Below are 26,052 nucleotides of genomic sequence, written 5' to 3' on the forward strand. Positions count from 1 at the left end.
AAGTTGTAAGGGGTGCGTTATGGATAGAAAGCAGATGACCAATATCGAAGTGAAGAGAAACAACGGAAACCGTGTGTACCGGTATATATGCAAAAATGGTATTGTATCGAATCCGGATATTTCTTATGCGACGAAGATGAGTTTTTGCCTATAAAATGGATTGCTCTTTTGTGCTCATGTACAGCATAATCTCAGAAAGCAGGGCATACACTGGTATCAGCCGGCAAAGGAGGATACCATATGAATACATTTGACTTATACAAGGACATTGAGACGAGGACAGGCGGGGAGATCTATATTGGAGTTGTGGGACCGGTCAGAACCGGAAAATCCACGTTTATCAAGCGGTTCATGGATGTGCTGGTACTTCCGGGAATGAAGGATGAACACATGAGAGCAAGAACGTTGGATGAACTTCCCCAGTCTGCATCCGGCAAGACGATCATGACGACCGAACCGAAATTTGTCCCGAAAGAAGCGGCTGTGGTCCGTCTGTCAGGGGATACCGATGTGAAGGTGCGACTGATCGATTGTGTCGGTTACATGGTGGAAGGAGCGGCAGGGCATATTGAAAATGGAGACGAGCGGCAGGTGAAAACGCCGTGGTTTGAGTATGAGATTCCATTTACCAAGGCGGCGGGAATCGGAACCAGAAAGGTGATCTGTGACCATTCCACGATAGGAATCGTGATCACGACCGACGGGAGCATCGGTGATATTCCAAGGGAGAATTACCGCCCGGCAGAGGAACAGACGATTCAAGAACTAAAGAGTCTGGGAAAACCGTTTATCGTTCTGGTAAACACCAGAAAGCCTTATAGCGAAGAGGCGAAGAAAGTCGCAAAGGAAATCGAAGAAACGCATAAGGTTACAGCGATGCCGGTGAACTGTGAACAGCTAAAAGAGGAAGACATCCATCATATTATGGAACAGATTCTGTTTGCATTTCCGGTTTCGGAAATTCAGTTTTTCATTCCCAAGTGGGTGGAAATGCTGCCACGAGATCACAAGATCAAGCAGGATATGCTGGAATATGTGCGCCAGGTCCTTAATCATGTCGATGAGATCCGGGATGCGCAGAATGCGGTCGTGACCCCGCAAAGTCCTTACATAACTGAGGCAAAGGTTGGAAAGATCTCCATGGACACCGGATGTGTCGCTGTGGAGATCCGGGTGGATGACGCGTATTATTATGAGACATTAAGTGAACTTACCGGAACCGCGATTACCAGTGAGTATGATCTGATCGGAACGATCAAGGAACTGTCGTCACTTCGAAAAGAGTATGAGAGTGTGAAGGATGCCATGGATTCTGTGAAATTAAAAGGCTATGGTGTGGTAAGCCCCGGAAAAGAGGAAATCCATCTGGACGAACCTGTCGTCATCAAGCAGGGAAATAAGTTCGGTGTGAAAATTCATTCCGAGGCGCCGTCCATTCATATGATACGTGCCAATATCGAGACGGAAATTGCGCCGATCGTGGGGAGCGAGCAGCAGGCAGAGGATTTGAAGAACTATATCAAAGCAGCTGCCCAGTCACCGGAGGGAGTCTGGGGAACGAATATTTTCGGCAAATCCATCGAAGAGCTGGTCATGGACGGGATGCACGGAAAGATTGCGATGATCAACGATGAAAGTCAGGTGAAACTTCAGGATACCATGCAGAAAATTGTCAATGACAGCAATGGAGGGCTGGTCTGCATTATCATTTAACAGGAATATGTGGTTGCACAGATGATTTGGGGTATGTTATACTTTTAGATATCAAATATGCCGGTACCGTTTTTTACAGGTATCGGCTTTGACTGTACGTAAGGAGAAGAAAAGAGGAGAGTATAAATGAAAGCAGCAATTGTTTCAGTAGATACATTGATTTACCAGAAATTAAAAGAGGATGATTGTGCGCCGATCGTCAAAAGGATGCTGGGGCAGGTCAGCTTCCGGACGGAACTGATTCAGCCGGTTCCGAATGACAAAGAGGTGATCCGGAAGGTGCTTGCAAGGATCGCTGATGCGGAAATCGCCGATCTGGTATTGACTATCGGAGGAATCGGGTGCAGGGATGAAGACTGGACACCGGAGGCGACGAAGTCGATCCTGGACAAAGAAATACCGGGCATGGCAGAAGCGATGCGGCTGTATATGGAGAGAACGAGAAAGCGCGCCATGCTGACCAGGGGAGTTGCCGGAATCCGGAACCATACGTTGATCGTGAATCTTCCGGGAAGTCCGAAGATCATCAAGGAATGTCTGGAATACATTCTCCCGGAGATCGTTTATGCGACCGAAGTCGTACTGGGAGAACATGACGATATTAAGGAGTAGCAGATGAAAGTAAGGATATATACCGATGGCGCTGCAAGGGGGAATCCGGACGGACCGGGGGGATACGGGACGGTTCTGGAATATGTAGATACCAAAGGGCAGCTCCATGTAAAGGAATTGTCGCAGGGATATGTGAAGACGACCAATAACCGGATGGAGCTGATGGCGGTGATCGCCGGACTGGAGACCCTGAACCGGCCATGTGAGGTCGAATTATATTCGGATTCTCAGTATGTGGTCAACGCATTCAACCAGCACTGGATCGAAGGATGGATCCGCAAAGGATGGAAGCGCGGGAAGAACGAACCGGTCAAGAATGTGGACCTCTGGAAACGCCTTCTGGAGGCGAAAAAGCCGCATCAGGTTCAGTTTATCTGGGTGAAAGGTCATGACGGCCATCCCCAGAATGAGCGGTGTGACCAGCTCGCGACGACAGCGGCCGACGGAAAGGATCTGATCGTTGACGAGGGACTTTAGACTTTACAAGATAGAAAAAATGTGTTAGAGTGTTTGAGGCAAGTAAGACAGACGTTCGCGGCTGCAGGTGCCGAAAGGCCGCAGGTGAGGAAAGTCCGGGCTTCACAGGGCAGGATGCCGGATAACGTCCGGTGGAGGTGACTCCAAGGAAAGTGCAACAGAAATAAACCGCCTGTCATATGACAGGTAAGGGTGGAAAGGCAGTGTAAGAGACTACCGCCCGTCTGGTAACAGAAGGGGCACATGTAAACCCCATCCGAAGCAAGACCGAATCAAAACGATGTGGCGGCCCGTCACGTTTTAGGTAGGTCGCTTGAACCTGCTGGCGACAGCAGGTCTGGATAGATGAACGTCCAACGACATAACCCGGCTTATCGTTTTGCTTGCCTGTTTATACTGAATTTTTATTTATGGTTTGTCATAGTTATGTATAATGTAGCGGAGAGGAAAGGTGGCTATTGTTAGTCACTTTTTTCTTTTATAAAGTAAATATAGGAGTATGATACTGGAGTGGAGTAAAATGTACGATATCGGAATATGTGATGATGGGTTTGAGATTTGTGGTTTTATTCAAAAGGTAATCAAGGAATATGCAGCAACTCATAACAACTTGATGTATGTGAAAACATGGCATACTGGCGAAGAATTAAAAGAATATCTGGGAAGCGGGAATTCTCTGGATTTGTTATCCGATGGATTTTCTGATAAAGTCAATATCAAAGGGACTGATAGAAGAAAGTCTGGAGTTGGCTATACGATTGCTAGGGGAAAAACCAGGGAAATTTAGATTTGAAAGAGGGAAGGAGGTTCAAAAATGAAAATTCCAAAATAAAATTGTGCTGACTACATAATATCCCCAAAACACAATTTTCTTTTCTTCTTTTCTCTCCTGAAAATTCCCCCAAAATATTTGAATAAATCTGTCAATTAAATGAATTCGAAACAAAATTGGGAAAAGAATTAGAATTTGCAGATAGCATTGGATTCCTTCTGGAAAACCCTACTTTTCTGGACCGGTATTCTGGCTATGAGAACTTGAAGATGCTGGCATCTATTCGGAACCTGATTGGAGAAGAAGAAATTCATGCTATACTGCGAAAAGTTGGACTGGATGCAAAGGCGGAAAAGAAGGAATATCGTAAGTATTCCCTTGGGATGAAACCCGACAAAAAAGCTAATTGCAACAAAATAGTATAGGGAGAGGTATCACTCTTTTGAGTAATATCTCTCCCTATTAAAGGTTGTTTATTTTCCTTACGTTATTTTACAGAATTAATGTTTTCTCCTTTTCTGTCTGTCATATTTTTCTTCGCAGTATTTGCACCGGTACACTTCATTTTCCGGATCGGTCAGGACGAAGATATGATCCAGCTCCTGTTCGATGGAAGTGATACAGCGTGGATTCTTGCATTTGATCACATTTTTGATCTCTTTCGGAAGCGTCAGCGCCTTTTTGTCGACGATTTCTTCATTTTCAATGATATTGATCGTAATGTTGTGATCGATGAATCCGAGGATATCCAGGTCGATGATGTCGATCGGACATTCGATTTTGATGATGTCCTTCTTACCCATCTTGTTGCTCTTGGCGTTCTTGATGATAGCTACACAGCAGTCCAGCTTATCCAGCTTCAGATATTTGTAAATATCCATGCTCTTTCCGGCTTCAATGTGATCAAGAACAAAACCTTCCGAAATCTTACCGATATTCAATGTATTCTTTACCATAGTCAGTTACCTCCTAATCCACATGGATATCAAGCAGTGTCAGAATGAGGGCCATTCGGATATAGACACCATACTGTACCTGCTTGAAATAAGCAGCTCTTGGATCCTCATCTACTTCGACAGAGATCTCATTTACCCTTGGAAGCGGATGAAGCACCAGCATATCCGGCGGTGCGAGTTCCATTTTGGCTTTGTCGAGGATATAGAAATCCTTCATACGGACATAATCTTCTTCGTTAAAGAAACGTTCTTTCTGCACACGTGTCATATAGAGAAGATCGAGGTCAGGAAGCGCCTCTTCAAGACGAACTACCTCAGTATATGGAATGTTCTGTTTATCCAGAACGTCATGTCTTACATAATCCGGAAGACGAAGTTCTTCTGGTGAAATCAGTACAAATTCAATATCATCGTAGCGGGCAAGGGCATTGATAAGAGAATGAACGGTACGGCCGAATTTTAAGTCACCACAGAGACCGATTTTCAAGTGGTTCAATCGTCCTTTCAGAGAACGGATCGTAAGCAGGTCGGTTAAAGTCTGGGTCGGATGCTGATGTCCGCCGTCACCTGCGTTGATGACAGGAATGGTAGCATGCTGGCAGGCAACCATCGGAGCCCCCTCCTTCGGATGCCGGATCGCACAAATATCAGCGTAGCAGGAAATCATGCGGATCGTGTCAGAAACACTTTCGCCTTTTGCAGCAGAACTGGATGCTGCTGAAGAAAATCCCATGATGCTGCCCCCAAGATTCAGCATTGCAGCTTCATGGCTGAGGCGGGTACGGGTGCTTGGTTCATAGAATAAAGTAGCAAGCTTTTTGCCGTCGCATGCATGTGCGTATTTCTTTGGATTTGCCTCGATGTCGTTCGCGAGATCCATGAGTTTGTCAAGTTCTTCGACAGAAAAATCTAATGGACTCATTAAATGTCTCATGTAGGAAACCTCCTTTATTTTTGCCAGAATGACGGCAGGTCTTCTGGAATTAATCTTTATTCTTCACTATCATATAATAAAACAGACCACATTTCAATAAGGATTTTATCTTTTGGTTTTCCGGCAGTTCGCTCTGATTTGGATATTCAGCCAAAGGAAGAGGAATAAAGAACTGGATTTTATAAAAAAAATAGTATATAATGTCCACGCAGGCAATGAATGCCGAAAGAACGAGCGAATGATAGAAGAAAGAACGTACAGATAAGGAGAGAATCCATTATGGAAACATTACTGGAGATGAGGCAGAAACTGGATGAGATCGATACCCAGATTACGGAGCTCTACGAGAAACGTATGGAAATATGCGGACAAGTGGCGGATTATAAGATAAAAAATGGAAAAAAGGTGCTGGACCGCACACGCGAGAATGAGAAGCTGGCGTCCGTATCTGCAATGGCGACGAATGATTTTAATAAAAAGGGAATCAGAGAACTGTTTGAGCAGCTGATGTCCATGAGCCGGAAACTCCAGTATCAGAAGTTGTCCCAGGAAGGCGTCCTTGGAAGACTTCCTTTTATTGAACTGGATGAGCTGAATGTGGAAGGGGCCCGTGTGGTGTTTCAGGGCGTTGAGGGCGCCTATAGTCAGGCTGCCATGGAGAAATTCTTCGGATCAGGTCAGAAGAATTTCCATGTGCCGACGTTCCGGGATGCAATGGTAGCGATCGAAGAAGGAACGGCGGATTATGCGGTGCTCCCGATTGAAAATTCGACAGCAGGCGCGGTGGATCAGGTCTATGATCTCCTGGTAGAATTTGAAAATTATATTGTCGGTGAAGTCATCCTTCCGGTCCGCCATCAGCTTGCCGGTCTTCCGGGTGTGAAGATTTCCCAGATCAAGAGAGTATATTCCCATCCGCAGGGACTGATGCAGAGCGCCAGATTCCTGGATAATTACGGGGACTGGGAGCAGATCAGTGTCGCGAATACGGCGGTTGCGGCGAAGAAGGTGCTGGAGGAGAAGAATCCGGAGCAGGCGGCTGTGTGCAGTGAATATGCGGCAAAGCTTTACGGCCTGGAGATCCTGGAGCAGGACATCAATGCAGAATCCGATAATTCGACGAGATTTATTGTCATTACGAACCAGAAGGTATTTTTGAAACATGCCTCAAAAATCAGCATCTGCATGGAAGTTCCGCACGAAAGCGGATCCTTGTATCACCTGCTTTCACATTTTATTTACAACGACTTGAATATGACCAAGATTGAATCACGCCCGATCGAAGGAAGAAGCTTTGAATACCGTTTCTTCGTTGATTTTGAGGGAAATCTTGCGGACGCGGCCGTCAAAAATGCGATCCGCGGTTTGAGAGAAGAGGCGCTGAATCTGAAAATTCTCGGCAATTACTAGATTCAGAACAGACATATGCTTTGACATTTGCAATGGGAAAGGACAAATGAAATGAGAACGAACGAACTGGTATTATATCGCTATATGGAACATGAAGATCTGCTGCGTGATATGACATTTTTGATCGAAAATGCAGATAATGAGTATTATAATAAAGAAGATCTGAAGGGACTTTTATATGAATGCCTGAATGAAATGATCGAACTGGCGAGCTGTTACGGATTTGAAGGAAATCTGTGGCATAATTTTCTCACTTTACTGCTGGCAAACAGTGAGAATGCGTACAGTACTGCATGCGAGATCGTAGGTGAGATCGAAGGAAGTGTCAATGAGGCAGCACTTCATGATTTTGAAATTTTCAAAGAATTGTTTGATTATGACCTTCACCGGATGGAGAAGGAGATTGGGACTACCTGTATTTACATGATCGAGGATTATCATCACACAAACGGGCACGGAAAAGTCTTTAATAAGAGGATCCGCGACCGCATCTGCGATCTTGCAGGGGCACTTGGACAGGCAGGATCCGCGGAAGAATTCAAGCGGATCATCACCGGATTTTACAAAGAATTCGGAGTGGGCAAGCTTGGACTTCATAAGGCGTTCCGCGTGGAGCACGATGAAGACGGTGTGCAGATCGTGCCGATCACTAACATCGCCCATGTTCATCTGGACGATCTGGTGGGATACGACATGGCAAAGCAGAAGCTCATTGACAATACGGAGGCATTTGTAAGCGGAAGACGCGCGAACAACTGTCTGCTGTTCGGAGATGCAGGGACAGGAAAATCCTCTTCGATCAAGGCAATCCTAAACCAGTATTATGACAGGGGACTGAGAATGATTGAGGTTTATAAACATCAGTTCCAGGATCTGAATGATGTGATCGCGCAGATCAAGAACCGCAATTACAAATTTATCATCTATATGGATGATCTCTCTTTCGAAGAATTTGAAATTGAGTATAAATATTTGAAAGCAGTGATCGAGGGCGGACTGGAAAAGAAGCCGGACAATATTCTGATCTATGCGACCTCCAACCGCAGACACCTGATCCGTGAGACTTTCAAGGATAAGGCAGACCGCGATGAAGAACTGCACACCAACGATACGGTGCAGGAAAAACTCTCACTGGTGGCAAGATTTGGTGTTACCATTTATTTTGGAAAGCCGGATAAGAAAGAATTCCAGAAAATTGTCAAAACACTGGCGGAACGAAACGGGCTTACGATGCCGGAAGATCAGCTCCTGCTGGAAGCAAATAAATGGGAACTGAATCACGGTGGCCTGAGCGGAAGAACGGCGCAGCAGTTCATCGATTATCTGCTTGGTAAGAATTAGGAGTACTTGCGCTTTCGGACAGGACTTGTTATACTAATATGATACTGGAATTATAAAAATCGGATCAAGGAGATCATGGTATGAAATGGAATAAATTCAGAATAGAGACAACGACGGAAGCGGAGGATCTTGTCAGCAGTATGCTCATGGATCTGGGAATCCAGGGCATTGAGATCGAAGATAATATTCCGATGAGTCAGAGAGAAAAAGAGCAGATGTTTGTGGATATTCTTCCGGAGACCGGCGTGGATGACGGAGTTGCCTATATCAGCTTCTATCTGGAAGAAGAGGATGACAAGGAAGCGGTACTTGCAAAGGTTCGCGCTGAACTTGAGGATATGCGTGCGTATATCGAGGTGGGAAGCGGATCGATTGAGGAGTCGCAGACGGAAGATGTGGACTGGGTCAATAACTGGAAGAAATATTTTCATCAGTTCTACGTAGATGATATTTTGATCATCCCGTCCTGGGAGAATGTGAAGCCTGAAGATGAGAATAAGATGATTGTACACATCGATCCGGGCACTGCGTTTGGCACCGGTATGCATGAGACCACGCAGCTCTGTATCCGGCAGATCCGCAAGTATACCACGGAGCATACACGGATTCTGGATGTGGGATGCGGCAGCGGTATTCTGGGGATGCTTGCATTGATGTTCGGAGCCGAATATTCCGTCGGAACCGATCTGGATCCGTGTGCCATCGATGCGACCCGTGAGAACATGCAGGTAAATGGGATCACCGAAGATCGCTATGAGGTGATGATCGGTAATATCATTGATGATAAAGCGGTGCAGGATAAAGTGGGTTATGAGAAATATGACATTGTTGCAGCCAATATCCTTGCGGATGTGCTGGTGCCGCTTACGCCGGTTATTGTGAATCAGTTAAAACCGGGCGGAATCTATATCACCAGCGGAATTATTGATGACAAAGAAGAAACGGTAGTGAATGCTGTGAAAGCAGCGGGGCTTGAGGTCCTTGAGGTGAACTATCAGGGAGAATGGGTTTCTGTAACTGCACGTAAGAATTAGATGGGATGAGTGAGTGATGCATCATTTTTTTGTGACACCTTCGCAGGTGGAAGAACCGTATATCTATGTGGAAGGGCAGGATGTCAATCACATGAAGAATGTCCTTCGGATGAAACCGGGCGAACAGGCCGGGATCAGTGATGGGAATAATCTCAAATACGTCTGTGAAGTGGTATCTTACGAGGAAGGAAGGGCTACACTTCGTATCCTGGAAAAAATGGAGGCGGATACAGAGCTTAGCAATGAATTGTATCTGTTTCAGGGACTTCCCAAGGGAGACAAGATGGAGCTGATCGTTCAGAAAGCGGTGGAACTCGGAGCGGTGAAGATCATTCCGGTCGCAACGAAGCGTTCTGTCGTGAAGCTGGATGAGAAGAAAGCTGCAAGAAAAGTGGAACGCTGGAACAGCATTGCCGAGAGCGCCGCAAAGCAGGCCGGTAGAAGCCGGATCCCGGAAGTGGAGATGCCGCTTTCGTACAGCGAGGCTCTTAAGAAGGCCGCAGAGCTGGATGTGGTGCTGATTCCGTATGAGCTTGCCAAAGGGATGGAGGAGACAAAACGGATCATTCGTTCCATCCAAAGAGGGCAGTCTGTTGGAATCTTTATCGGGCCGGAAGGTGGTTTTGAACAGGAGGAAGTGGAAGCAGCCATCCGCAGTGGTGCAAAAGAGATCACCCTTGGAAGGCGGATTCTGAGGACCGAGACAGCGGGACTAGCGATTCTTTCTGTGCTGATGTTTGAATTGGAAGAGCAGCAGTAGGATTTCATTCAGAAGAGACAGATGGCAGGAAAGCAGAACCGGCATAAGATATAGTGAGGAAGAAGTTAGGAGACGATAAAAATGGAAGTTTATCTGGATAATTCAGCTACGACCAGAGCATATGACAGTGTCAGGGATATCGTTGCGAAAACGATGTGTGAGGATTACGGCAATCCATCTTCCATGCATAAAAAAGGCGTGGAGGCGGAAAAATATGTCCGGGGCGCAAGGGAAACGCTGGCAAGGCTGATGAAAGTGCAGGAGAAGGAAATATTCTTTACATCCGGTGGAACAGAAAGTGACAATCTGGCACTGATCGGAGGCGCGCGTGCAAATCATCGCGCCGGAAAGCATCTGATCACGACGGCGATCGAGCATCCTGCTATTTTGAATACGATGAAATATCTGGAAGAAGAGGAAGGGTACCGGGTCACATACCTTCCGGTTGATATGTACGGGCGGGTGCGTTTGGATGCCTTGAAAGAAGCACTCTGTCCGGAGACGATCCTGGTATCAATCATGTATGTAAATAATGAAATCGGATCCGTACAACCGATCGCGGAAGCAGCAGGAATCGTGAAGTCCTATAACCGGAATATTCTGTTTCATGTGGATGCCGTGCAGGGCTTTGGAAAATACAGGATCTATCCGAAGAAAATGGGAATCGACATGTTCTCGGTAAGCGGACATAAGATTCACGGCCCGAAGGGGATCGGATTCCTCTATATCAATGAAAGGGCAAAAGTAAGACCGATCATTTTTGGAGGAGAACAGCAGAAGAATATGCGATCCGGTACGGAAAATGTTCCGGGTATTGCCGGAATCGCGCAGGCAGCAAAAGAGATCTATACGGGACTGGACGAAAAAGTGGCGCATATGAGGTGGCTGAAGCAGAAATTTATAGAAGGTGTCAGCCAGATCGAACATACAAAGGTTCATGGACTTACCGATGAGACGAGCGCACCGCATATCATCAGTGTGGGAATTGCAGGGATCCGGAGTGAGGTTCTGCTGCACACACTGGAGAGCAAAGGAATTTATGTATCATCCGGTTCTGCATGCTCATCGAATCACCCGTCTGTGAGCGGAGTGTTAAGAGGAATCGGTACAGGTAAAGAATATCTTGATTCCACAGTTCGCTTCAGTATGTCAGAATTTACAACGGAAGAAGAGATTGATTATACATTGCAGACATTATACGATTGTGTGCCGATGTTAAGAAAGTACACACGCCATTAGGAGGAAAGTATGAAGTTTCAGACTTATTTGATAAAATATGGAGAGATTGGAATCAAGGGAAAGAACCGGTATATGTTCGAAGACGCGTTGGTGCGTCAGGTAAAATTCGCTTTGAAAGATGTAGAAGGAGACTTCCACGTATACAAGTCACAGGCCCGTGTCTATGTGGACTGTGAAGGATACTATGATTCCGACGAAGTGACGGAAGCACTTCAGAGAGTGTTCGGAATTGTGGGAATCTGTCCGGTAGTCCGGGTATCTGACCGTGGATTTGATGAATTGAAAAAAGATGTGGTTGCATATATGGACGAAATGTATCCGGATAAAAATATCACATTTAAAGTCGAGTCCAGAAGAGCAAAGAAGACTTATCCGAAAAAATCGATGGAGATCAATTGTGACCTTGGAGAAGCGATTCTGGATGCTTTTCCGGAAATTCGCGTGGATGTTCACAAGCCGGACGTTCTTCTCCGAGTAGAAGTCCGCGAGGAAATCTATATTTATTCGGAAATTATTCCGGGACCGGGAGGCATGCCGGTCGGTACGAACGGCAAAGCCATGCTTCTCCTTTCAGGAGGAATTGACAGCCCGGTGGCAGGGTATATGATCTCCAAGAGAGGAGTCGGACTTGAGGCGACTTATTTCCATGCACCGCCGTATACCAGTGAGCGCGCAAAACAGAAGGTGGTCGATCTGGCGAAGCTTGTCTCAAAGTATACAGGACCGATCAAGCTTCATGTCGTGAATTTCACCGATATCCAGCTCTATATTTATGAGAAATGTCCGCATGACGAGCTTACTATTATTATGAGAAGATATATGATGCGGATCGCAGAGCATTTCGCAAAACAGGATGACTGTCTGGGACTGATTACAGGAGAGAGCATCGGACAGGTGGCGAGTCAGACGATGCAGAGCCTTGCGGCTACAAATGATGTCTGCACTCTTCCGGTATATCGTCCGCTGATTGGTTTTGATAAGCAGGAAATCGTGGAAGTGGCAGAGAAGATCAACACCTATGAGACCTCGATCCTTCCGTATGAAGACTGCTGTACCATTTTTGTAGCAAAACATCCGGTAACAAAACCAAATGTGGAAGTGATCAGAAAATCGGAAGAAAAACTGGCGGAAAAGATTGATCAGCTTTTTGACGAAGCAATTCGTTCGGTAGAGACGATTATCGTAAAATAAAGGAAACAAAGCCTAAAAAATAAGATGAAGGCTCCGGGAAACCTTCATCTTATTTTTAACTAAATATTAAACTAAATATGGGTTCAGGATTTCAAGAATGTGATCGACTTCTTCACTGTCAGCGTGAATGTTGAGATCAATGGGTTTTGAAAGATCCAGACTAAAGATACCCATGATAGATTTAGCATCGATAACGTATCTTCCTGATACAAGATCAAAATCATAATCAAACTTTGTGATTTCATTTACGAAAGATTTTACTTTATCAATTGAGTTTAAAGAAATCTGTACTGTTTTCATGTGAAAGTTCCTCCTTGTTTTGAATTTATATAGATATATTATAGTTTGTATAGAGAATTGTCAAGGAATAAAATGCCAAAGAAAACGATATTTTTTTGTAAAATCTTATAGAATTTGAAGGTGGGAAATGTGATGAGAAAAGCAGCGTTACACAATTTGGGGTGTAAAGTAAATGCCTATGAGACGGAAGCAATGCAGGAACTTCTTGAGAAGAACGGATATCAGATTGTCCCGTTCCAGGATGAGGCGGATATTTATATCATTAATACCTGTTCGGTTACGAATATTGCAGACCGGAAATCCAGACAGATGATCCATCGTGCCAGAAAGCAGAATCCGGATGCGGTGATCGTGGCTGCGGGCTGTTATGTGCAGGCAAGGACCGATGCAGGGGAAAAGGATGAGAATATTGATATTGTCATTGGGAATAATAAGAAACAGGAGCTGATTGGGATCCTGGATGCCTATTTTGCACAAAAAGAGAAGCATCAGCAGATTGAAGTAATCGATATCAACCATACTGCAAAGTACGAAGAACTGTCCCTCACAAGGACGGCAGAGCATACAAGAGCCTATCTGAAAGTGCAGGATGGCTGTAATCAGTTTTGTACGTACTGCATTATCCCGTATGCACGGGGAAGAGTAAGGAGCAGAAAAAAGGAAGAGGTTGTGCGGGAGGTAGAGACACTGGCCGCAAACGGATATCGTGAGGTGGTGCTGACCGGAATTCATCTCAGCTCCTATGGTGTGGATCTTAAGGATGAAAATGGGAAGCAGCAGGAAGACCTGCTCTCACTGATTCGGGCGGTCCATGAAGTGGAAGGTATTGTAAGGATCCGGCTCGGATCTCTGGAACCGCGGATCATCACAGAAGAATTTGCGTCTGAACTGTCGAAACTCAAGAAGATCTGCCCGCATTTTCATCTGTCGCTCCAGAGCGGATGCAATGCGACGCTGAAGCGGATGAACCGCCGGTATAGTGCGGAGGAATACTATGAGAAATGCAGGATCCTTCGGAAATATTTTGATAATCCGGCTCTTACTACCGATGTGATTACCGGATTCCCGGGAGAGACAGAAGAAGAATTTGAGGAATCCAGACGTTTTGTGGATAAGGTGGATTTTTATGAAACGCATATATTTAAGTATTCGAAACGCCGTGGGACAAAAGCAGCGGAGATGAAAGGCCAGATTACAGAGCAGGAGAAGGCCGGAAGAAGTGCTATTTTGCAGGAAATGAATGAAAGAAAACAGGCAGAGTATGAAAAGCAGTGGGTTGGTAAGGAAGTAGAAGTCCTTTTTGAAGAGGTGACTGAAAAAGAAGGACGGAAGATGGTGACCGGACATACCAGGGAATATCTCAGGATTTCTGTGCCTTGTACCGAAGACGGAGAGGAAAGCTGGACTAATCAGATAAAGAAAATTAAAATTGTGGATATTTCACAAATTACTCATTGAATTTTATTACAGATTATATTAGAATGGGTATTGAAGTATTGGAGGTCGTAAGATGAAGAATTTATCGAATACACAATTTTTTCAGGTGGAGGCCGGACCACAGATTCAGGCAAAAGATATCCTTGAGATTGTATATAATGCTTTAGTGGAGAAAGGATATAATCCAGTGAATCAGATCGTAGGATACATTATGTCAGGTGATCCTACATACATCACCAGCTACAATGGTGCAAGAAGCCTTGTGATGAAGGTGGAACGGGATGAGATCGTAGAAGAACTGCTGAAGGCATATATTAAGAACGAGTTATAGGATGATTCAGATTATGCGGATTATGGGATTGGATTACGGTACGAAGACTGTGGGAGTGGCGGTAAGTGACCCGCTGGGGATTACAGCCCAGGCCGTAGAGACGATTGTGCGCAAGTCGGAGAACAAGCTCAGACAGACACTGGCAAGAATTGAAGCACTTGCAAAAGAATATGAAGTAGAGAAGTTTGTGCTTGGTCTGCCAAAACATATGAACAATGATATCGGAGAACGGGCAGAGAAAGCGTTGGAATTTGGTGAGATGCTTCGTCGGCGGACCGGCCTTGAGGTCGTGATGTGGGACGAGCGTCTGACCACGGCATCAGCAGAGCGGACGTTAATTGAAACAGGGATAAGAAGAGAGAACCGCAAGCAGTACGTGGATCAGATTGCGGCTGTTTTTATATTGCAGGGATTTTTGGATTCGCTTGCGATGAAGCAGAACCCGGACGAGGGAGACGAATTGTATGAGTAGTGAAAAACTGGTTTTTACTTATGAAGATAGTGGAGAACAGGTAGAATTTTATATTCTTGAGCAGACGAAGCTGAATGGGAATACGTATCTTCTGGTTGCAGATTCTGAGGAGGACGACGCGGAATGTCTCATCCTTAAGGACACCAGTGCGCCTGAAGATGAGGACAGTCTCTACGAGATCACAGAAGATGAAGTGGAACTCGAGGCTGTATTGAAAGTGTTTGAAGAATTACTGGAAGATGTGGATATCGAGATGTAGCAGCACACCGCGCGCCGGGAACCGGGGCGTAGACTCTTTATTTTACGATATGGATGTACGGACGATACATAAAAATATATGGAGGTGTGACGTTGAAACGAACGAACAATTCTAAATTGAAAATCATTCCGCTGGGAGGTCTGGAAAAAATCGGAATGAACATTACTGCCTTTGAATATGAAGACAGTATTATTGTTGTGGATTGCGGTCTTTCATTTCCGGAAGATGATATGCTGGGAATCGACCTGGTAATTCCGGATATTTCTTATCTTAAGAATAATGTTGAAAAATTAAAAGGTTTTGTAATCACCCATGGGCATGAAGACCATATTGGAGCTCTTTCTTATGTGCTTAAGGAGATTAATCTCCCGATTTATACTACGAAGCTGACCATGGGAATCATTGAGAAAAAGCTGGCAGAGCATAATCTGCTTCGCTCCACCAGAAGAAAAGTGGTGCGCCACGGACAGTCTATCAATCTTGGGCAGTTCCGTATTGAATTTATCAAGACAAATCACAGTATTCAGGATGCATCTGCACTTGCCATTTATTCACCGGCAGGTATTGTGGTGCATACGGGAGACTTTAAAGTGGACTACACCCCGGTATTTGGCGACGCGATCGATCTTCAGCGGTTTGCGGAGATCGGAAAGAAGGGAGTACTAGCCCTCATGTCGGACAGTACCAATGCAGAACGACCGGGATTTACCCAGTCTGAACGTACTGTGGGAGCAACATTCGACCGTATTTTTGCGGAGCATACGAACAGCCGTATCATCATTGCGACCTTTGCGTCGAATGTGGATCGTGTTCAGCAGATTATCAATTCTTCCTACAAATTTGGAAGAAAAGTTGTGGTTGAAGGACGCAGCATGGTCAATATCATTTCCGTAGCGTCTGAACTTGGATATCTGAATGTACCGGACAACACGCTGATCGAGGTGGATCAGCTCCGGAATTATCCGCCGGAGAAGACGACGATCATCACAACCGGAAGCCAGGGAGAATCCATGGCGGCACTGTCCAGAATGTCGGCGGATATTCATAAGAAGATTACCATTATGCCGGGCGATACGATCATTTTCAGTTCGAATCCGATCCCGGGAAATGAAAAAGCGGTTTCCCATGTGATCAATGAACTCTCTGCCAAAGGGGCAGACGTTATTTTCCAGGATGCACATGTTTCCGGTCATGCGTGTCAGGAGGAATTGAAGCTGATCTATTCCCTTGTGAAACCGAAATATGCCATTCCGGTGCATGGAGAATACCGGCATTTGAAAGCGAATGCGAATCTTGCAAAATCTCTGGGAATTCCGAAAGAGAATGTATTTATCCTGAAGTCGGGCGATGTGCTTGCTCTGGATGAGAACAGCGCCGAGATCGTAGATAAAGTTCATACAGGAGAGATTCTTGTGGATGGTCTTGGTGTAGGCGATGTCGGTAATATTGTTTTAAGGGATCGTCAGCATCTGGCGGAGGACGGTATTCTGATCGTTGTTCTCACTCTGGAAAAAGGTACCAATCAGCTCCTGGCAGGTCCGGATATCGTTTCCCGCGGCTTTGTCTATGTGCGTGAATCGGAAGGCCTGATGGAAGAGGCGAGATGTGTGCTTACGGATGCGGTGGAGCGGTGCCTGATGAGCCGCCACGCGGACTGGAGCAAGATCAAGCTTGTGATCCGCGATACGATGAATGATTTTATCTGGAAGAGAACGAAGAGAAAACCGATGATCCTACCGATCATTATGGATGTATAGAAGGATTCATGTGCCCCGCAGGTGTTGCGGGGCATCTGTATGAATGCGTATACAGCTGTATGGACAGGATATCGGTGATGTGCAATACAGGAAGTGAGGAACCACATGATAGTTGAAGAACGTCTGGTGACATACTTACATTCTCTGGAACAGGAGAACAGCGAGATTCTGGAAGAGATCGAACAGGAGGCTTTGCGAGATAGTGTGCCGATCATACGCAAGGAGATGCAGAGTTTTCTGAAGGTGCTCCTTGCGATCAAACGTCCCACGAGGATCCTGGAAGTGGGAACAGCGGTCGGCTTCTCGGCGCTGCTGATGAGCGAATATGCTCCTGAAGAATGTACAATTACTACGATAGAAAATTATGAGAAAAGAATTCCCATTGCCCGGGAGAATTTCAAAAGAGCGGGGAAGGAACAGAAGATCACTCTGATCGAGGGAGATGCCATGGAAGTGCTGACAGAGCTGAGTGGGCCATATGATTTTATTTTTATGGATGCCGCGAAGGGGCAGTATATTGCATATCTCCCGGAAGTGCTCCGAATTCTGGAGCCGGATGGCGTTCTGGTTTCAGACAATGTGCTCCAGGACGGGAATATCATTGAGTCCCGTTTCGCGGTGGAAAGACGGGATCGCACGATACACAGCAGAATGCGGGAGTATTTGTATACGCTGAAGCATCACCCGGACCTGGAGACTTCGATCATCCCGCTCGGGGACGGAACGGCAGTCAGCGTGAAAAGAAATAAAGAGAGGTAGAAGCAGATGGCACGACATCCTGAATTATTGATTCCGGCAAGCAGCCTGGAAGTTTTAAAAACAGCAGTTATTTTCGGTGCAGACGCCGTTTATATCGGCGGAGAAGCATTCGGACTTCGTGCAAAAGCGAAGAATTTCTCCATGGATGAAATGAGAGAAGGAATCGCTTTCGCTCATGAACATGGCGTGAAAGTGTATGTAACGGCAAATATTCTGGCTCATAATTATGATCTGGATGGTGTGCGTGCTTATTTTGAGGAGCTTCGGGACATCAGGCCGGATGCACTGATCATTGCCGATCCGGGAGTATTTGAGATTGCAAAAGAGGTATGCCCGGAGATTGAACGCCACATCAGCACGCAGGCAAATAATACGAATTACGGAACCTATCTGTTCTGGCACAAGCAGGGGGCAAGCCGTGTGGTTTCAGCCCGGGAACTGTCGCTTCGGGAGATCAAAGAGATCCGAAGTCATATTCCGGATGATCTTGAGATCGAGACCTTTGTGCACGGAGCGATGTGTATTTCCTATTCCGGAAGATGCCTGCTCAGTAATTATTTTACCGGGCGTGACGCCAACCACGGTGCCTGTACGCACCCGTGCAGATGGAAATATGCGGTCGTGGAGGAGACAAGGCCGGGAGAGTATCTGCCGGTATACGAGAACGAGCGGGGAACTTATATTTTTAATTCTAAGGATCTCTGCATGATCGAGCATATACCGGAACTGATCGATGCGGGAATTGACAGCTTCAAGATCGAGGGACGAATGAAGACGGCTCTCTATGTGGCGACAGTGGCAAGGACTTACCGTAAGGCGATCGATGATTACCAGAAAGATCCGGAGCTTTACCGGAAAAACATGCCCTGGTATCTGGAACAGATCGTGGGATGCACATACAGACAGTTTACGACAGGCTTCTTCTTCGGTAAACCCGGGGATGAATCACAGATTTATGACAGTAACACCTATCTGCGCGATTACACGTATCTTGGAATGGCAGGGGAAGTACGTGACGGCATGGTACGGATCGAACAGAGAAATAAGTTCAGTGTTGGAGAAGAGATTGAAATCATGAAGCCGGATGGAAGGAATCTGGAAGTGACCGTAGAGCGTATTGTAAATGAAGAAGGAGTGGAGCAGGAAAGTGCACCGCATCCGAAACAGGTATTGTATGTCAAGCTGACCGGTGATGCCGAACCATATGATATTTTAAGGCGAAAAGAAATGGAAATGAATGGGGAAGCATAAGAGAAGCTATGTATCAGGAGGACTTCGGTCCTCCTTTTTGTATCTGAATATAATCAGAAATAAGGACGGAGTTTTTCAATTGCGCCCTTCTCAATACGGGAAACGTAAGAACGCGAAATACCGAGCCGTTCAGCAATCTCACGCTGGGTGTATTCTTCATGATTGTATAGACCATATCGCATCTTCAGAACCAGCTGTTCCCGGGAAGTGAGAGCGGATTCCAGTTTACTGTAGAGAAGCTGAATGTCATTTTTTTCCGAAATCCGTGAGCATGCATCTTCTTCTCTGGATTCCAGAATGTCATAGATCCGGATCTCGTTGCCTTCACGATCCGTGCCCACTGGTTCGTAAAGAGAAATTTCACGATTGGTCTTGCGCTTGCTACGAAGCAGCATCAGGATCTCGTTTTGGATACATCTGCAGGCATAAGTGGCCAGCCGTGCGTTTTTTTGAGGATTAAATGTTGATACGGCCTTGATAAGGCCGATCGTCCCAACTGAGATCAAATCCTCCGGATCATCTTCCAGATATTGATATTTTTTCATGACATGCGCAACAAGACGAAGATTCCGTTCAATCAGAATGTGCCGGGCCTTTTGGTCACCTTCTGCATACTTGCGGAGAAAACAGGCCTCTTCTTCGGCTGTGAGAGGTGGGGGAAAGGACTTCAAAAGCAGCACCTCACAGAGTAGTTATTATAGTGTATGCGGGGACAAATCTGAGCGTGCATTTCCGAAAAAAGATTTCCGGCATTGACAAAACGGATGATTTCCGATATGATGGGGATACATTTTCTAAAGGATTTCGGTTTTCTTTTAGCAAATCAAAGTGACGATCCGTCACAACATTTTCAGAAAAGATTTTTGTACTTTTACCGTCAGGTAAAGGAGAATTTTCATGGGATTTTATACAATTTTATCAGCATCGATTCAGGGAATCAAAGTTGAAATGATTCAGGTTGAGGTAGATGTGGGGAATGGTCTTCCGGTATTTCATATGGTGGGTTTCCTGGCTTCTGAGGTGAAAGAGGCGGCAGAACGTGTACGAACGGCTCTGAAAAATACAGGGTTTATGATCCCGGCGAGGAAGGTGGTCGTGAATTTGTCGCCTGCCAATGTAAGAAAAAGAGGAACAGCGTTTGACCTTCCGATTGCGCTTGGCGTACTCATGGCACTTCAGATCCTGCCCGGAAACAGGCTGAAGAATGCACTGGTGGTTGGAGAACTGGGATTGGACGGAAGTGTTCGCAGGACAGAAGGAATTCTCGCAATTGTAGCGGAGGCAAAAGAAAGAGGAATCAGGTTCTGCATTGTACCGGAAGAAAACATGAAAGAGGCGGTATTGATCCAGGGAATTCATATTCTGGGCGTCAAGACACTGGCGGAGGTCTGCGAGTGGGCCAAAGGGCACAACTGTGCAGTCACAGAAGCGGATTTTACGTCTGATTTTGTTCATGAGGTACAAAAAGCGGACATAGATTATAGTGACATTCAGGGACAGGAGATCATGAAAAGGGCGGCGCTTGTGGCTGTAGCTGGAAATCATAATCTGCTTTTTATCGGTCCTCCGGGGGCAGGAAAAACGATGGTTGCCAAACGAATCCCGACGATCCTGCCGGGTATGACCAGAGAGGAAAGTCTGGAAATCACCAGGATTTATAGTATTGCCGGACAGATCGAAGGGGAGAATCCGCTGATTACAAAGCGTCCTTTTCGGGAGGTTCATCATTCGGTGACCCGGGCAGCTCTGATCGGCGGAGGAATGATCCCTTCGCCGGGAGAAGTGACGCTGGCACATGGAGGTGTGCTGTTTTTGGATGAATTGCCGGAGTTTTCACGCACGGCACTGGAAGCACTTCGACAGCCCCTTGAGGAAAAATGCGTCCATATCGCCAGAAATCAAGGGATTTATTCGTTCCCGGCCGATTTTATGTTGGTGGCGGCGATGAATCCGTGTCCCTGCGGATTTTATCCGGATCTGGATAAATGCTCCTGCTCCCTGTCACAGGTGCAGAAATATCTGGGAAAGATCAGCCAGCCGTTTCTGGACAGACTGGATGTCTGTGTGGAAGCGGCGAAGGTGGAGTATGATGTACTTGTGGGAAAACAGGAAGAATGTACTTCGGAAAAAATGAGAAAAAAGGCGGAAGAGGCGAGAAAAATACAGAAAGAGCGGTTTAAGGACTTGCCAATTGCAACAAACTCGCAGATGCGTAAAGAAGAAATAGAACAGTTCTGCCGCCTGGACAGCCGGGGAGAATCCCTGATGCGACAGGCATATGATGCGCTGCATCTGACGGCAAGGAGTTATTACAAAATTCTGAAAGTGGCACGCACGATCGCGGATCTGGAAGGATCGGAAGTGGTTGAAGAAGGACATCTGGGAGAAGCGATCGGGTACAGGATGATGGATAAGAAATATTGGGTTTGTTAGGAGAAGAAAAATGACAGAATTGTGGCAGGAATACTATCTGGCGAATATATCAGAAATTAGGCCTGGGAAAAAGCGGAATTGGGCGGATCGGGGAATATCTGCTGAATTTTTATATAATATAGAAGAAATCAGTGAAAAAGAGCGCATCATGGCCGGAATCACAGAGGAAGAAAAGCGGATCCTTATGGAAAGCAGGAAGAGTAAGAACTGGAAGGAAGAGCTGGAAAAACTGGAAGAAAGAGGAATTCATTTCCTTGCGTGGGACAGTGACAGGTATCCCGGACGGTTGAAGGAGCTTACAGGTATGCCATATGGGCTATACGTAAAAGGAGAGCTCCCGGAGGAGAATCGAACAAGTGTCGCAATCGTAGGTGCCAGAAGATGCAGTGCCTACGGCGAGAAGATGACATTGCAGTATTCGGAAATACTGGCAGAGGCAGGCGCACAGATCATCAGTGGGATGGCACTGGGAATCGACGGGGCAGCACACAGAGGAGCGTTATCTTCCGGCGGTAAGACCTTTGCCGTACTAGGATGCGGAGTGGATTTGTGTTATCCAAGAGAGCACAAAGGACTCTATACAGATTTGTCTGTGAAGGGAGGAATCCTGTCGGAATATCCGCCCGGTACACCGCCTCTTGCCAATCATTTTCCGGCGCGAAACCGTCTCATCAGCGGCCTTGCGGATGTGGTGCTCGTGATGGAGGCAAAAGAAAAAAGCGGATCACTGATTACTGCGGACATGGCATTGGAGCAGGGAAGAGATATTTTTGCACTTCCCGGACCCGCTGACAGTGCTCTCAGCAAAGGCTGTCACCGACTCATAGATCAGGGGGCAGGAATCCTTCTTGACCCGGAAGAACTGTGTGAACAACTTCACATGATTCCGAAAAATAAGAAAAACGGAATGGCTCAAAATAACCATAAAAATAAAATAATGCTTGAAACTGAAGAGGATTTGGTGTATAGTAAGTGCGATTTGTTCCCGAGAAGCAGAGAGGAGATCCGAAGGCTCACCGGACTTGCTCCGGAAGAATTATCAAGGATTCTGCTCTCGCTTGAATTAAAAGGGTACATATCAGAACGGTCGAAAAATTATTATTTCAGACGAATATAGATTGCAGTGACAGGCATGGAGGAGTATTATGGCACGTTATCTCGTAATTGTGGAATCACCTACAAAAGTGAAAACCATTAAGAAGTTCCTTGGCAGCAACTATGTGGTGGTTGCGTCTAACGGGCATGTAAGAGATTTACCGAAGAGTCAGATGGGGATTGACATTGAACATGATTTTGAACCAAAATATATCACCATTCGGGGAAAGGGTGAAATTCTTGCAAATCTTCGAAAGGAAGTAAAGAAAGCGGATAAGATTTATCTTGCAACTGACCCGGACCGGGAAGGAGAGGCGATCTCCTGGCATTTGATGAAAGCATTGAAGCTTGAAGATAAGAAAGTATACCGGATCAGTTTTAATGAGATCACAAAGAGTGCGGTGAAAGCATCTTTGAAAAATGCGCGCGAGATCGACATGGATCTTGTGGATGCACAGCAGGCAAGGCGTGTGCTGGATCGAATCGTGGGATATAAGATCAGTCCGCTTCTCTGGGCAAAGGTGAAACGGGGACTGAGCGCAGGACGTGTACAGTCTGTGGCACTTCGTATCATTGCGGACCGGGAGGAAGAAATCAACTCCTTTATTCCGGAAGAGTACTGGACGCTGGATGCGATCCTGAATGTCAAGGGGGAGAAGAAGCCCCTTACAGCGAAGTTCTATGGGACAAAAGACGAGAAAATGGTGATTCATAACAAGGAAGAACTGAATCAGATTCTAGCAGGATTGGATGGCGTGCGTTATGAAGTGACCGACGTGAAACGGGGCGAGCGAATCAAGAAAGCACCGCTTCCGTTTACCACCAGTACCCTGCAGCAGGAAGCTTCCAAAGCCCTGAATTTTGCAACATCTAAAACCATGCGGATCGCACAGCAGTTATACGAAGGCGTGGATATCAAGGGCAGCGGTACGACCGGCCTTATCACGTATCTGCGTACGGATTCTACCCGTATCTCAGAAGAAGCAGATGCAAGTGTGAAGGCATACATCGGTGAAGTGTACGGAGAACAGTATGTTACACAGGTAGAAGAGACGAAGAAATCAGACGGGAAGAATATTCAGGATGCTCATGAGGCGATTCGTCCTTCTGATGTGACCAGGACCCCTGCATCGGTGAAGGACTCTCTGTCCAGAGATCAGTTCCGACTGTATCAGCTGATCTGGAAGCGGTTTGTTGCCAGCAGAATGCAGCCGGCCAGATATGAGACGACATCGATCCGGATCGGAGCAGGTGACTATCGTTTTGCAGTGTCTGCTTCCAAGGTGGTATTTGAAGGTTTCCGCCTGGTTTATGTGGAAAGCGATGAAGAGAAAGAAGGAAGCAATATCCTTGTAAAAGGACTGGATGAGAATTCGGTTCTTACGCATGAATCGTTTGACTATAAGCAGCATTTCACTCAGCCGCCTGCGCATTTTACAGAAGCGGCTTTGGTTAAGACGCTGGAGGAGTTGGGGATTGGAAGACCAAGTACCTATGCTCCGACAATCTCCACAATCATTTCCAGAAGATATGTTGCGAAGGAGAACCGGAATCTGTACATGACAGAGCTGGGAGAAGTAGTCAATAATATGATGAAAAAATCTTTCAGCAGTATCGTAGATGTGAATTTCACAGCTTATATGGAAGGACTTCTTGATATGATTGCAGAAGGCAAGGTAGAATGGAAGACTGTGATCCGCAATTTCTATCCGGATCTGGAAGAAGCAGTGGAAAAGGCGGAAAAAGAACTGGATACCGTGAAGATCGAGGACGAGGTTACGGATGTTGTGTGTGAAGAATGCGGACGCAACATGGTGATCAAATACGGACCACACGGAAAGTTCCTGGCCTGCCCCGGATTCCCGGAATGTAAAAATACAAAGCCGTATCTTGAGAAAATCGGCGTTGCATGTCCGAAATGCGGCAAAGACATTGTGCTGCGCAAGACTAAGAAAGGCAGAAAATATTACGGATGCGAGGATAATCCGGAATGTGATTTCATGTCATGGCAAAAACCGTCCACGGAAAAATGTCCAAAATGCGGAAGCTATATGGTGGAAAAAGGAAATAAACTGGTGTGCGGTGACGAACATTGCGGTTATGTAAAAAATAAATAGGAAATTCATTGAGTTCTTGCGAATTGTATGATAATATAGTTTTGCACACAAATTTTTCGCTATTTGTGCGAATAATTTCTACAATAGCCGATGGAGAGGAAAAACCAGAGGTGCAATGCTTTTTGGAGGATAAAATGAGCGTACAATTATTGGATAAAACTAGAAAAATAAACAAATTGCTGCACAATAATAATTCCAGCAAAGTTGTGTTTAATGACATTTGTGAGGTGCTGACAGAGATTCTTCTGTCCAACGTGCTTGTGGTAAGTAAAAAAGGAAAAGTGTTGGGAGTCAGTGCTTGTCCGGGCGTTCCGGAGATTAAAGAACTTCTGAAGGGAGAGGTCGGCGGACACATTGACGAGATGCTGAATGAGCGTCTCCTGAATATCCTTTCCACGAAAGAGAATGTCAATCTTCAGACACTAGGTTTTACACCGGAGATTGTGAAAGGGTATCAGGCGATCATTACTCCGATCGATATTGCGGGAGAGAGGCTTGGAAGTCTGTTCATTTACAAGAAAGATGCCTTGTATGAGATTGATGATATTATTCTCAGTGAATACGGTACAACAGTCGTGGGACTTGAGATGCTTCGCTCTGTGAATGAAGAAAGCGCTGAGGAGACCAGAAAGGAACAGATCGTACAATCCGCAATCAGTACTTTATCATTTTCTGAATTGGAAGCAATCATACACATTTTCGAAGAACTTGACGGCATGGAAGGAATTCTGGTTGCAAGCAAGATTGCTGACCGGGTGGGAATTACCCGTTCCGTGATCGTAAATGCACTTCGTAAGTTTGAAAGTGCGGGCGTGATCGAATCCAGATCTTCCGGTATGAAAGGTACTTATATCAAAGTCGTGAACGATTATGTTTTCAAAGAATTGGACAAGATCAAAAGAGAAAAAATGAAATAGAAAACAGAAGAGAAGGGTATCAGGAGTCTGATACCCTTTTTATCTCTCATTAACATAGATCACAATGAAAGGAGAAAGAAAAATGTACGACGGAGACAGAGCGGTCATTTCGATGATCCACAATTATCTCGAAGGCGGAAAGCAGGACGAGACGGTTTACAAATGCACAGTGATCGAGTATCAGAAAGAGATGGAGCAGCTTCATCTGCGGATGAGCACGGGAGAAATAACCGATATTTCTCTGGATGCAGTCTATGAATGCCGGATTCAGACCCTGAAAGGGGAAGCCGTCTGCAAAGGCGTGATCAAAGAGCGGTATGAGAACAGAGCCGGAATGATCTTGATTTTTCAGATTGTCAATGGATTTTATGAAATAAATATAAAGTAATTATAAAATTAAAAAAGGCATGTTGACAAATAGAAGTCGCAGTGCTATTTTATATCTAGACAGTTTTTAGCACTCAAATTTAATGAGTGCTAACAAA

General features: G+C 45.7%; 28 protein-coding genes and 1 other RNA gene. 25 read left to right on the forward strand and 4 right to left on the reverse strand.

From position 1 onward, the window contains the following. The first annotated feature begins 19 nt into the window (after positions 1-19). The 7 genes from ACTNB3_RS03105 (at position 20) to ACTNB3_RS03135 (ending at position 3,999) form a co-directional block, all read left to right on the forward strand. On the forward strand, positions 20-154 hold the full coding sequence (locus ACTNB3_RS03105) for a hypothetical protein (protein ID WP_427819141.1): 135 nt from the start codon (positions 20-22) through the stop codon (positions 152-154). Between the two features lie 86 nt (positions 155-240). Next, complete coding sequence (spoIVA, locus tag ACTNB3_RS03110) at positions 241-1,713, forward strand: stage IV sporulation protein A (RefSeq protein WP_427806417.1); 1,473 nt, start codon at positions 241-243, stop codon at positions 1,711-1,713. A gap of 126 nt (positions 1,714-1,839) precedes the next feature. Next, on the forward strand, positions 1,840-2,325 hold the full coding sequence (locus ACTNB3_RS03115; protein ID WP_427806415.1) for a MogA/MoaB family molybdenum cofactor biosynthesis protein: 486 nt from the start codon (positions 1,840-1,842) through the stop codon (positions 2,323-2,325). Between the two features lie 3 nt (positions 2,326-2,328). After that, the gene (rnhA, locus tag ACTNB3_RS03120; RefSeq protein ID WP_427806413.1) at positions 2,329-2,802 is read left to right on the forward strand and encodes a ribonuclease HI; all 474 of its coding nucleotides are present in this window, start codon (positions 2,329-2,331) and stop codon (positions 2,800-2,802) included. A 39-nt stretch (positions 2,803-2,841) separates the two neighbouring features. Beyond that, positions 2,842-3,192: RNase P RNA component class A (gene rnpB, locus ACTNB3_RS03125), an RNA gene on the forward strand. Between the two features lie 109 nt (positions 3,193-3,301). Then, complete coding sequence (locus ACTNB3_RS03130; RefSeq protein ID WP_441024494.1) at positions 3,302-3,589, forward strand: hypothetical protein; 288 nt, start codon at positions 3,302-3,304, stop codon at positions 3,587-3,589. A gap of 161 nt (positions 3,590-3,750) precedes the next feature. Continuing rightward, the gene (locus tag ACTNB3_RS03135) at positions 3,751-3,999 is read left to right on the forward strand and encodes a hypothetical protein (RefSeq protein WP_441024496.1); all 249 of its coding nucleotides are present in this window, start codon (positions 3,751-3,753) and stop codon (positions 3,997-3,999) included. Positions 4,000-4,074: 75 nt separating this feature from the next. Here the strand turns inward: ACTNB3_RS03135 and ACTNB3_RS03140 are convergent, their stop codons facing one another. Beyond that, positions 4,075-4,530: an aspartate carbamoyltransferase regulatory subunit gene (locus tag ACTNB3_RS03140; protein WP_427806411.1), complete on the reverse strand. Its 456-nt coding sequence runs from the start codon at positions 4,528-4,530 to the stop codon at positions 4,075-4,077. A 13-nt stretch (positions 4,531-4,543) separates the two neighbouring features. Next, positions 4,544-5,464: an aspartate carbamoyltransferase gene (gene pyrB / locus ACTNB3_RS03145; RefSeq protein ID WP_427806410.1), complete on the reverse strand. Its 921-nt coding sequence runs from the start codon at positions 5,462-5,464 to the stop codon at positions 4,544-4,546. A gap of 279 nt (positions 5,465-5,743) precedes the next feature. Here pyrB and pheA point away from each other — a divergent pair, with 279 nt between their 5' ends. The 6 genes from pheA to thiI all read left to right on the forward strand — a co-directional run bounded on the left by pheA (position 5,744) and on the right by thiI (position 12,439). Then, on the forward strand, positions 5,744-6,874 hold the full coding sequence (pheA, locus tag ACTNB3_RS03150; RefSeq protein WP_427806409.1) for a prephenate dehydratase: 1,131 nt from the start codon (positions 5,744-5,746) through the stop codon (positions 6,872-6,874). A 51-nt stretch (positions 6,875-6,925) separates the two neighbouring features. Beyond that, entirely contained in the window at positions 6,926-8,215 is a 1,290-nt protein-coding gene (locus ACTNB3_RS03155) for an ATP-binding protein (RefSeq protein WP_427806408.1), read from the forward strand. 80 nt (positions 8,216-8,295) lie between these two features. After that, positions 8,296-9,249 (forward strand): 50S ribosomal protein L11 methyltransferase, encoded by a 954-nt coding sequence (gene prmA, locus ACTNB3_RS03160; RefSeq protein ID WP_427819146.1) that lies wholly within the window; start codon positions 8,296-8,298, stop codon positions 9,247-9,249. 16 nt (positions 9,250-9,265) lie between these two features. Further along, positions 9,266-10,009 (forward strand): 16S rRNA (uracil(1498)-N(3))-methyltransferase, encoded by a 744-nt coding sequence (locus ACTNB3_RS03165; RefSeq protein ID WP_441024498.1) that lies wholly within the window; start codon positions 9,266-9,268, stop codon positions 10,007-10,009. Between the two features lie 81 nt (positions 10,010-10,090). After that, positions 10,091-11,248, forward strand: a complete 1,158-nt coding sequence (locus tag ACTNB3_RS03170; RefSeq protein ID WP_441024499.1) for a cysteine desulfurase family protein — start codon at positions 10,091-10,093, stop codon at positions 11,246-11,248. A gap of 9 nt (positions 11,249-11,257) precedes the next feature. Next, positions 11,258-12,439, forward strand: a complete 1,182-nt coding sequence (gene thiI, locus ACTNB3_RS03175) for a tRNA uracil 4-sulfurtransferase ThiI (RefSeq protein ID WP_441024500.1) — start codon at positions 11,258-11,260, stop codon at positions 12,437-12,439. Positions 12,440-12,505: 66 nt separating this feature from the next. Here thiI and ACTNB3_RS03180 read toward each other — a convergent pair whose 3' ends face one another. Continuing rightward, entirely contained in the window at positions 12,506-12,739 is a 234-nt protein-coding gene (locus tag ACTNB3_RS03180; protein WP_427806402.1) for an HPr family phosphocarrier protein, read from the reverse strand. A gap of 132 nt (positions 12,740-12,871) precedes the next feature. Here ACTNB3_RS03180 and mtaB point away from each other — a divergent pair, with 132 nt between their 5' ends. From mtaB to ACTNB3_RS03215, 7 genes are all read left to right on the forward strand, one after another. After that, positions 12,872-14,197 (forward strand): tRNA (N(6)-L-threonylcarbamoyladenosine(37)-C(2))-methylthiotransferase MtaB, encoded by a 1,326-nt coding sequence (gene mtaB, locus ACTNB3_RS03185; protein ID WP_427806401.1) that lies wholly within the window; start codon positions 12,872-12,874, stop codon positions 14,195-14,197. Positions 14,198-14,249: 52 nt separating this feature from the next. Beyond that, the gene (locus ACTNB3_RS03190; protein ID WP_427806400.1) at positions 14,250-14,507 is read left to right on the forward strand and encodes an IreB family regulatory phosphoprotein; all 258 of its coding nucleotides are present in this window, start codon (positions 14,250-14,252) and stop codon (positions 14,505-14,507) included. 13 nt (positions 14,508-14,520) lie between these two features. Next, positions 14,521-14,979: a Holliday junction resolvase RuvX gene (gene ruvX, locus ACTNB3_RS03195; RefSeq protein WP_427806486.1), complete on the forward strand. Its 459-nt coding sequence runs from the start codon at positions 14,521-14,523 to the stop codon at positions 14,977-14,979. After that, positions 14,972-15,238: a DUF1292 domain-containing protein gene (locus tag ACTNB3_RS03200; RefSeq protein ID WP_427806399.1), complete on the forward strand. Its 267-nt coding sequence runs from the start codon at positions 14,972-14,974 to the stop codon at positions 15,236-15,238. Before ruvX ends, ACTNB3_RS03200 begins: the two co-directional genes overlap by 8 nt. 92 nt (positions 15,239-15,330) lie before the next feature. Further along, positions 15,331-16,995, forward strand: a complete 1,665-nt coding sequence (locus ACTNB3_RS03205) for a ribonuclease J (protein WP_427806398.1) — start codon at positions 15,331-15,333, stop codon at positions 16,993-16,995. A 105-nt stretch (positions 16,996-17,100) separates the two neighbouring features. Further along, on the forward strand, positions 17,101-17,754 hold the full coding sequence (locus ACTNB3_RS03210) for an O-methyltransferase (RefSeq protein ID WP_427806397.1): 654 nt from the start codon (positions 17,101-17,103) through the stop codon (positions 17,752-17,754). A 6-nt stretch (positions 17,755-17,760) separates the two neighbouring features. Continuing rightward, the gene (locus ACTNB3_RS03215; protein WP_427806396.1) at positions 17,761-19,005 is read left to right on the forward strand and encodes a peptidase U32 family protein; all 1,245 of its coding nucleotides are present in this window, start codon (positions 17,761-17,763) and stop codon (positions 19,003-19,005) included. A 53-nt stretch (positions 19,006-19,058) separates the two neighbouring features. Here the strand turns inward: ACTNB3_RS03215 and sigK are convergent, their stop codons facing one another. After that, positions 19,059-19,676 (reverse strand): RNA polymerase sporulation sigma factor SigK, encoded by a 618-nt coding sequence (sigK, locus tag ACTNB3_RS03220; RefSeq protein ID WP_441015934.1) that lies wholly within the window; start codon positions 19,674-19,676, stop codon positions 19,059-19,061. A 226-nt stretch (positions 19,677-19,902) separates the two neighbouring features. Here sigK and ACTNB3_RS03225 point away from each other — a divergent pair, with 226 nt between their 5' ends. From ACTNB3_RS03225 to ACTNB3_RS03245, 5 genes are all read left to right on the forward strand, one after another. Continuing rightward, the gene (locus ACTNB3_RS03225) at positions 19,903-21,438 is read left to right on the forward strand and encodes a YifB family Mg chelatase-like AAA ATPase (RefSeq protein ID WP_441024501.1); all 1,536 of its coding nucleotides are present in this window, start codon (positions 19,903-19,905) and stop codon (positions 21,436-21,438) included. A gap of 10 nt (positions 21,439-21,448) precedes the next feature. Continuing rightward, entirely contained in the window at positions 21,449-22,555 is a 1,107-nt protein-coding gene (gene dprA / locus ACTNB3_RS03230) for a DNA-processing protein DprA (RefSeq protein WP_427819201.1), read from the forward strand. Between the two features lie 28 nt (positions 22,556-22,583). After that, complete coding sequence (gene topA / locus ACTNB3_RS03235; protein ID WP_427806391.1) at positions 22,584-24,650, forward strand: type I DNA topoisomerase; 2,067 nt, start codon at positions 22,584-22,586, stop codon at positions 24,648-24,650. A 134-nt stretch (positions 24,651-24,784) separates the two neighbouring features. Beyond that, on the forward strand, positions 24,785-25,567 hold the full coding sequence (gene codY / locus ACTNB3_RS03240; RefSeq protein ID WP_427819203.1) for a GTP-sensing pleiotropic transcriptional regulator CodY: 783 nt from the start codon (positions 24,785-24,787) through the stop codon (positions 25,565-25,567). A gap of 82 nt (positions 25,568-25,649) precedes the next feature. Further along, complete coding sequence (locus tag ACTNB3_RS03245; protein WP_427819205.1) at positions 25,650-25,955, forward strand: hypothetical protein; 306 nt, start codon at positions 25,650-25,652, stop codon at positions 25,953-25,955. Positions 25,956-26,052: the final 97 nt, after the last annotated feature.

Source organism: Bariatricus sp. HCP28S3_D3 (assembly GCF_052065755.1).
GTDB lineage: Bacteria > Bacillota > Clostridia > Lachnospirales > Lachnospiraceae > Allocoprococcus.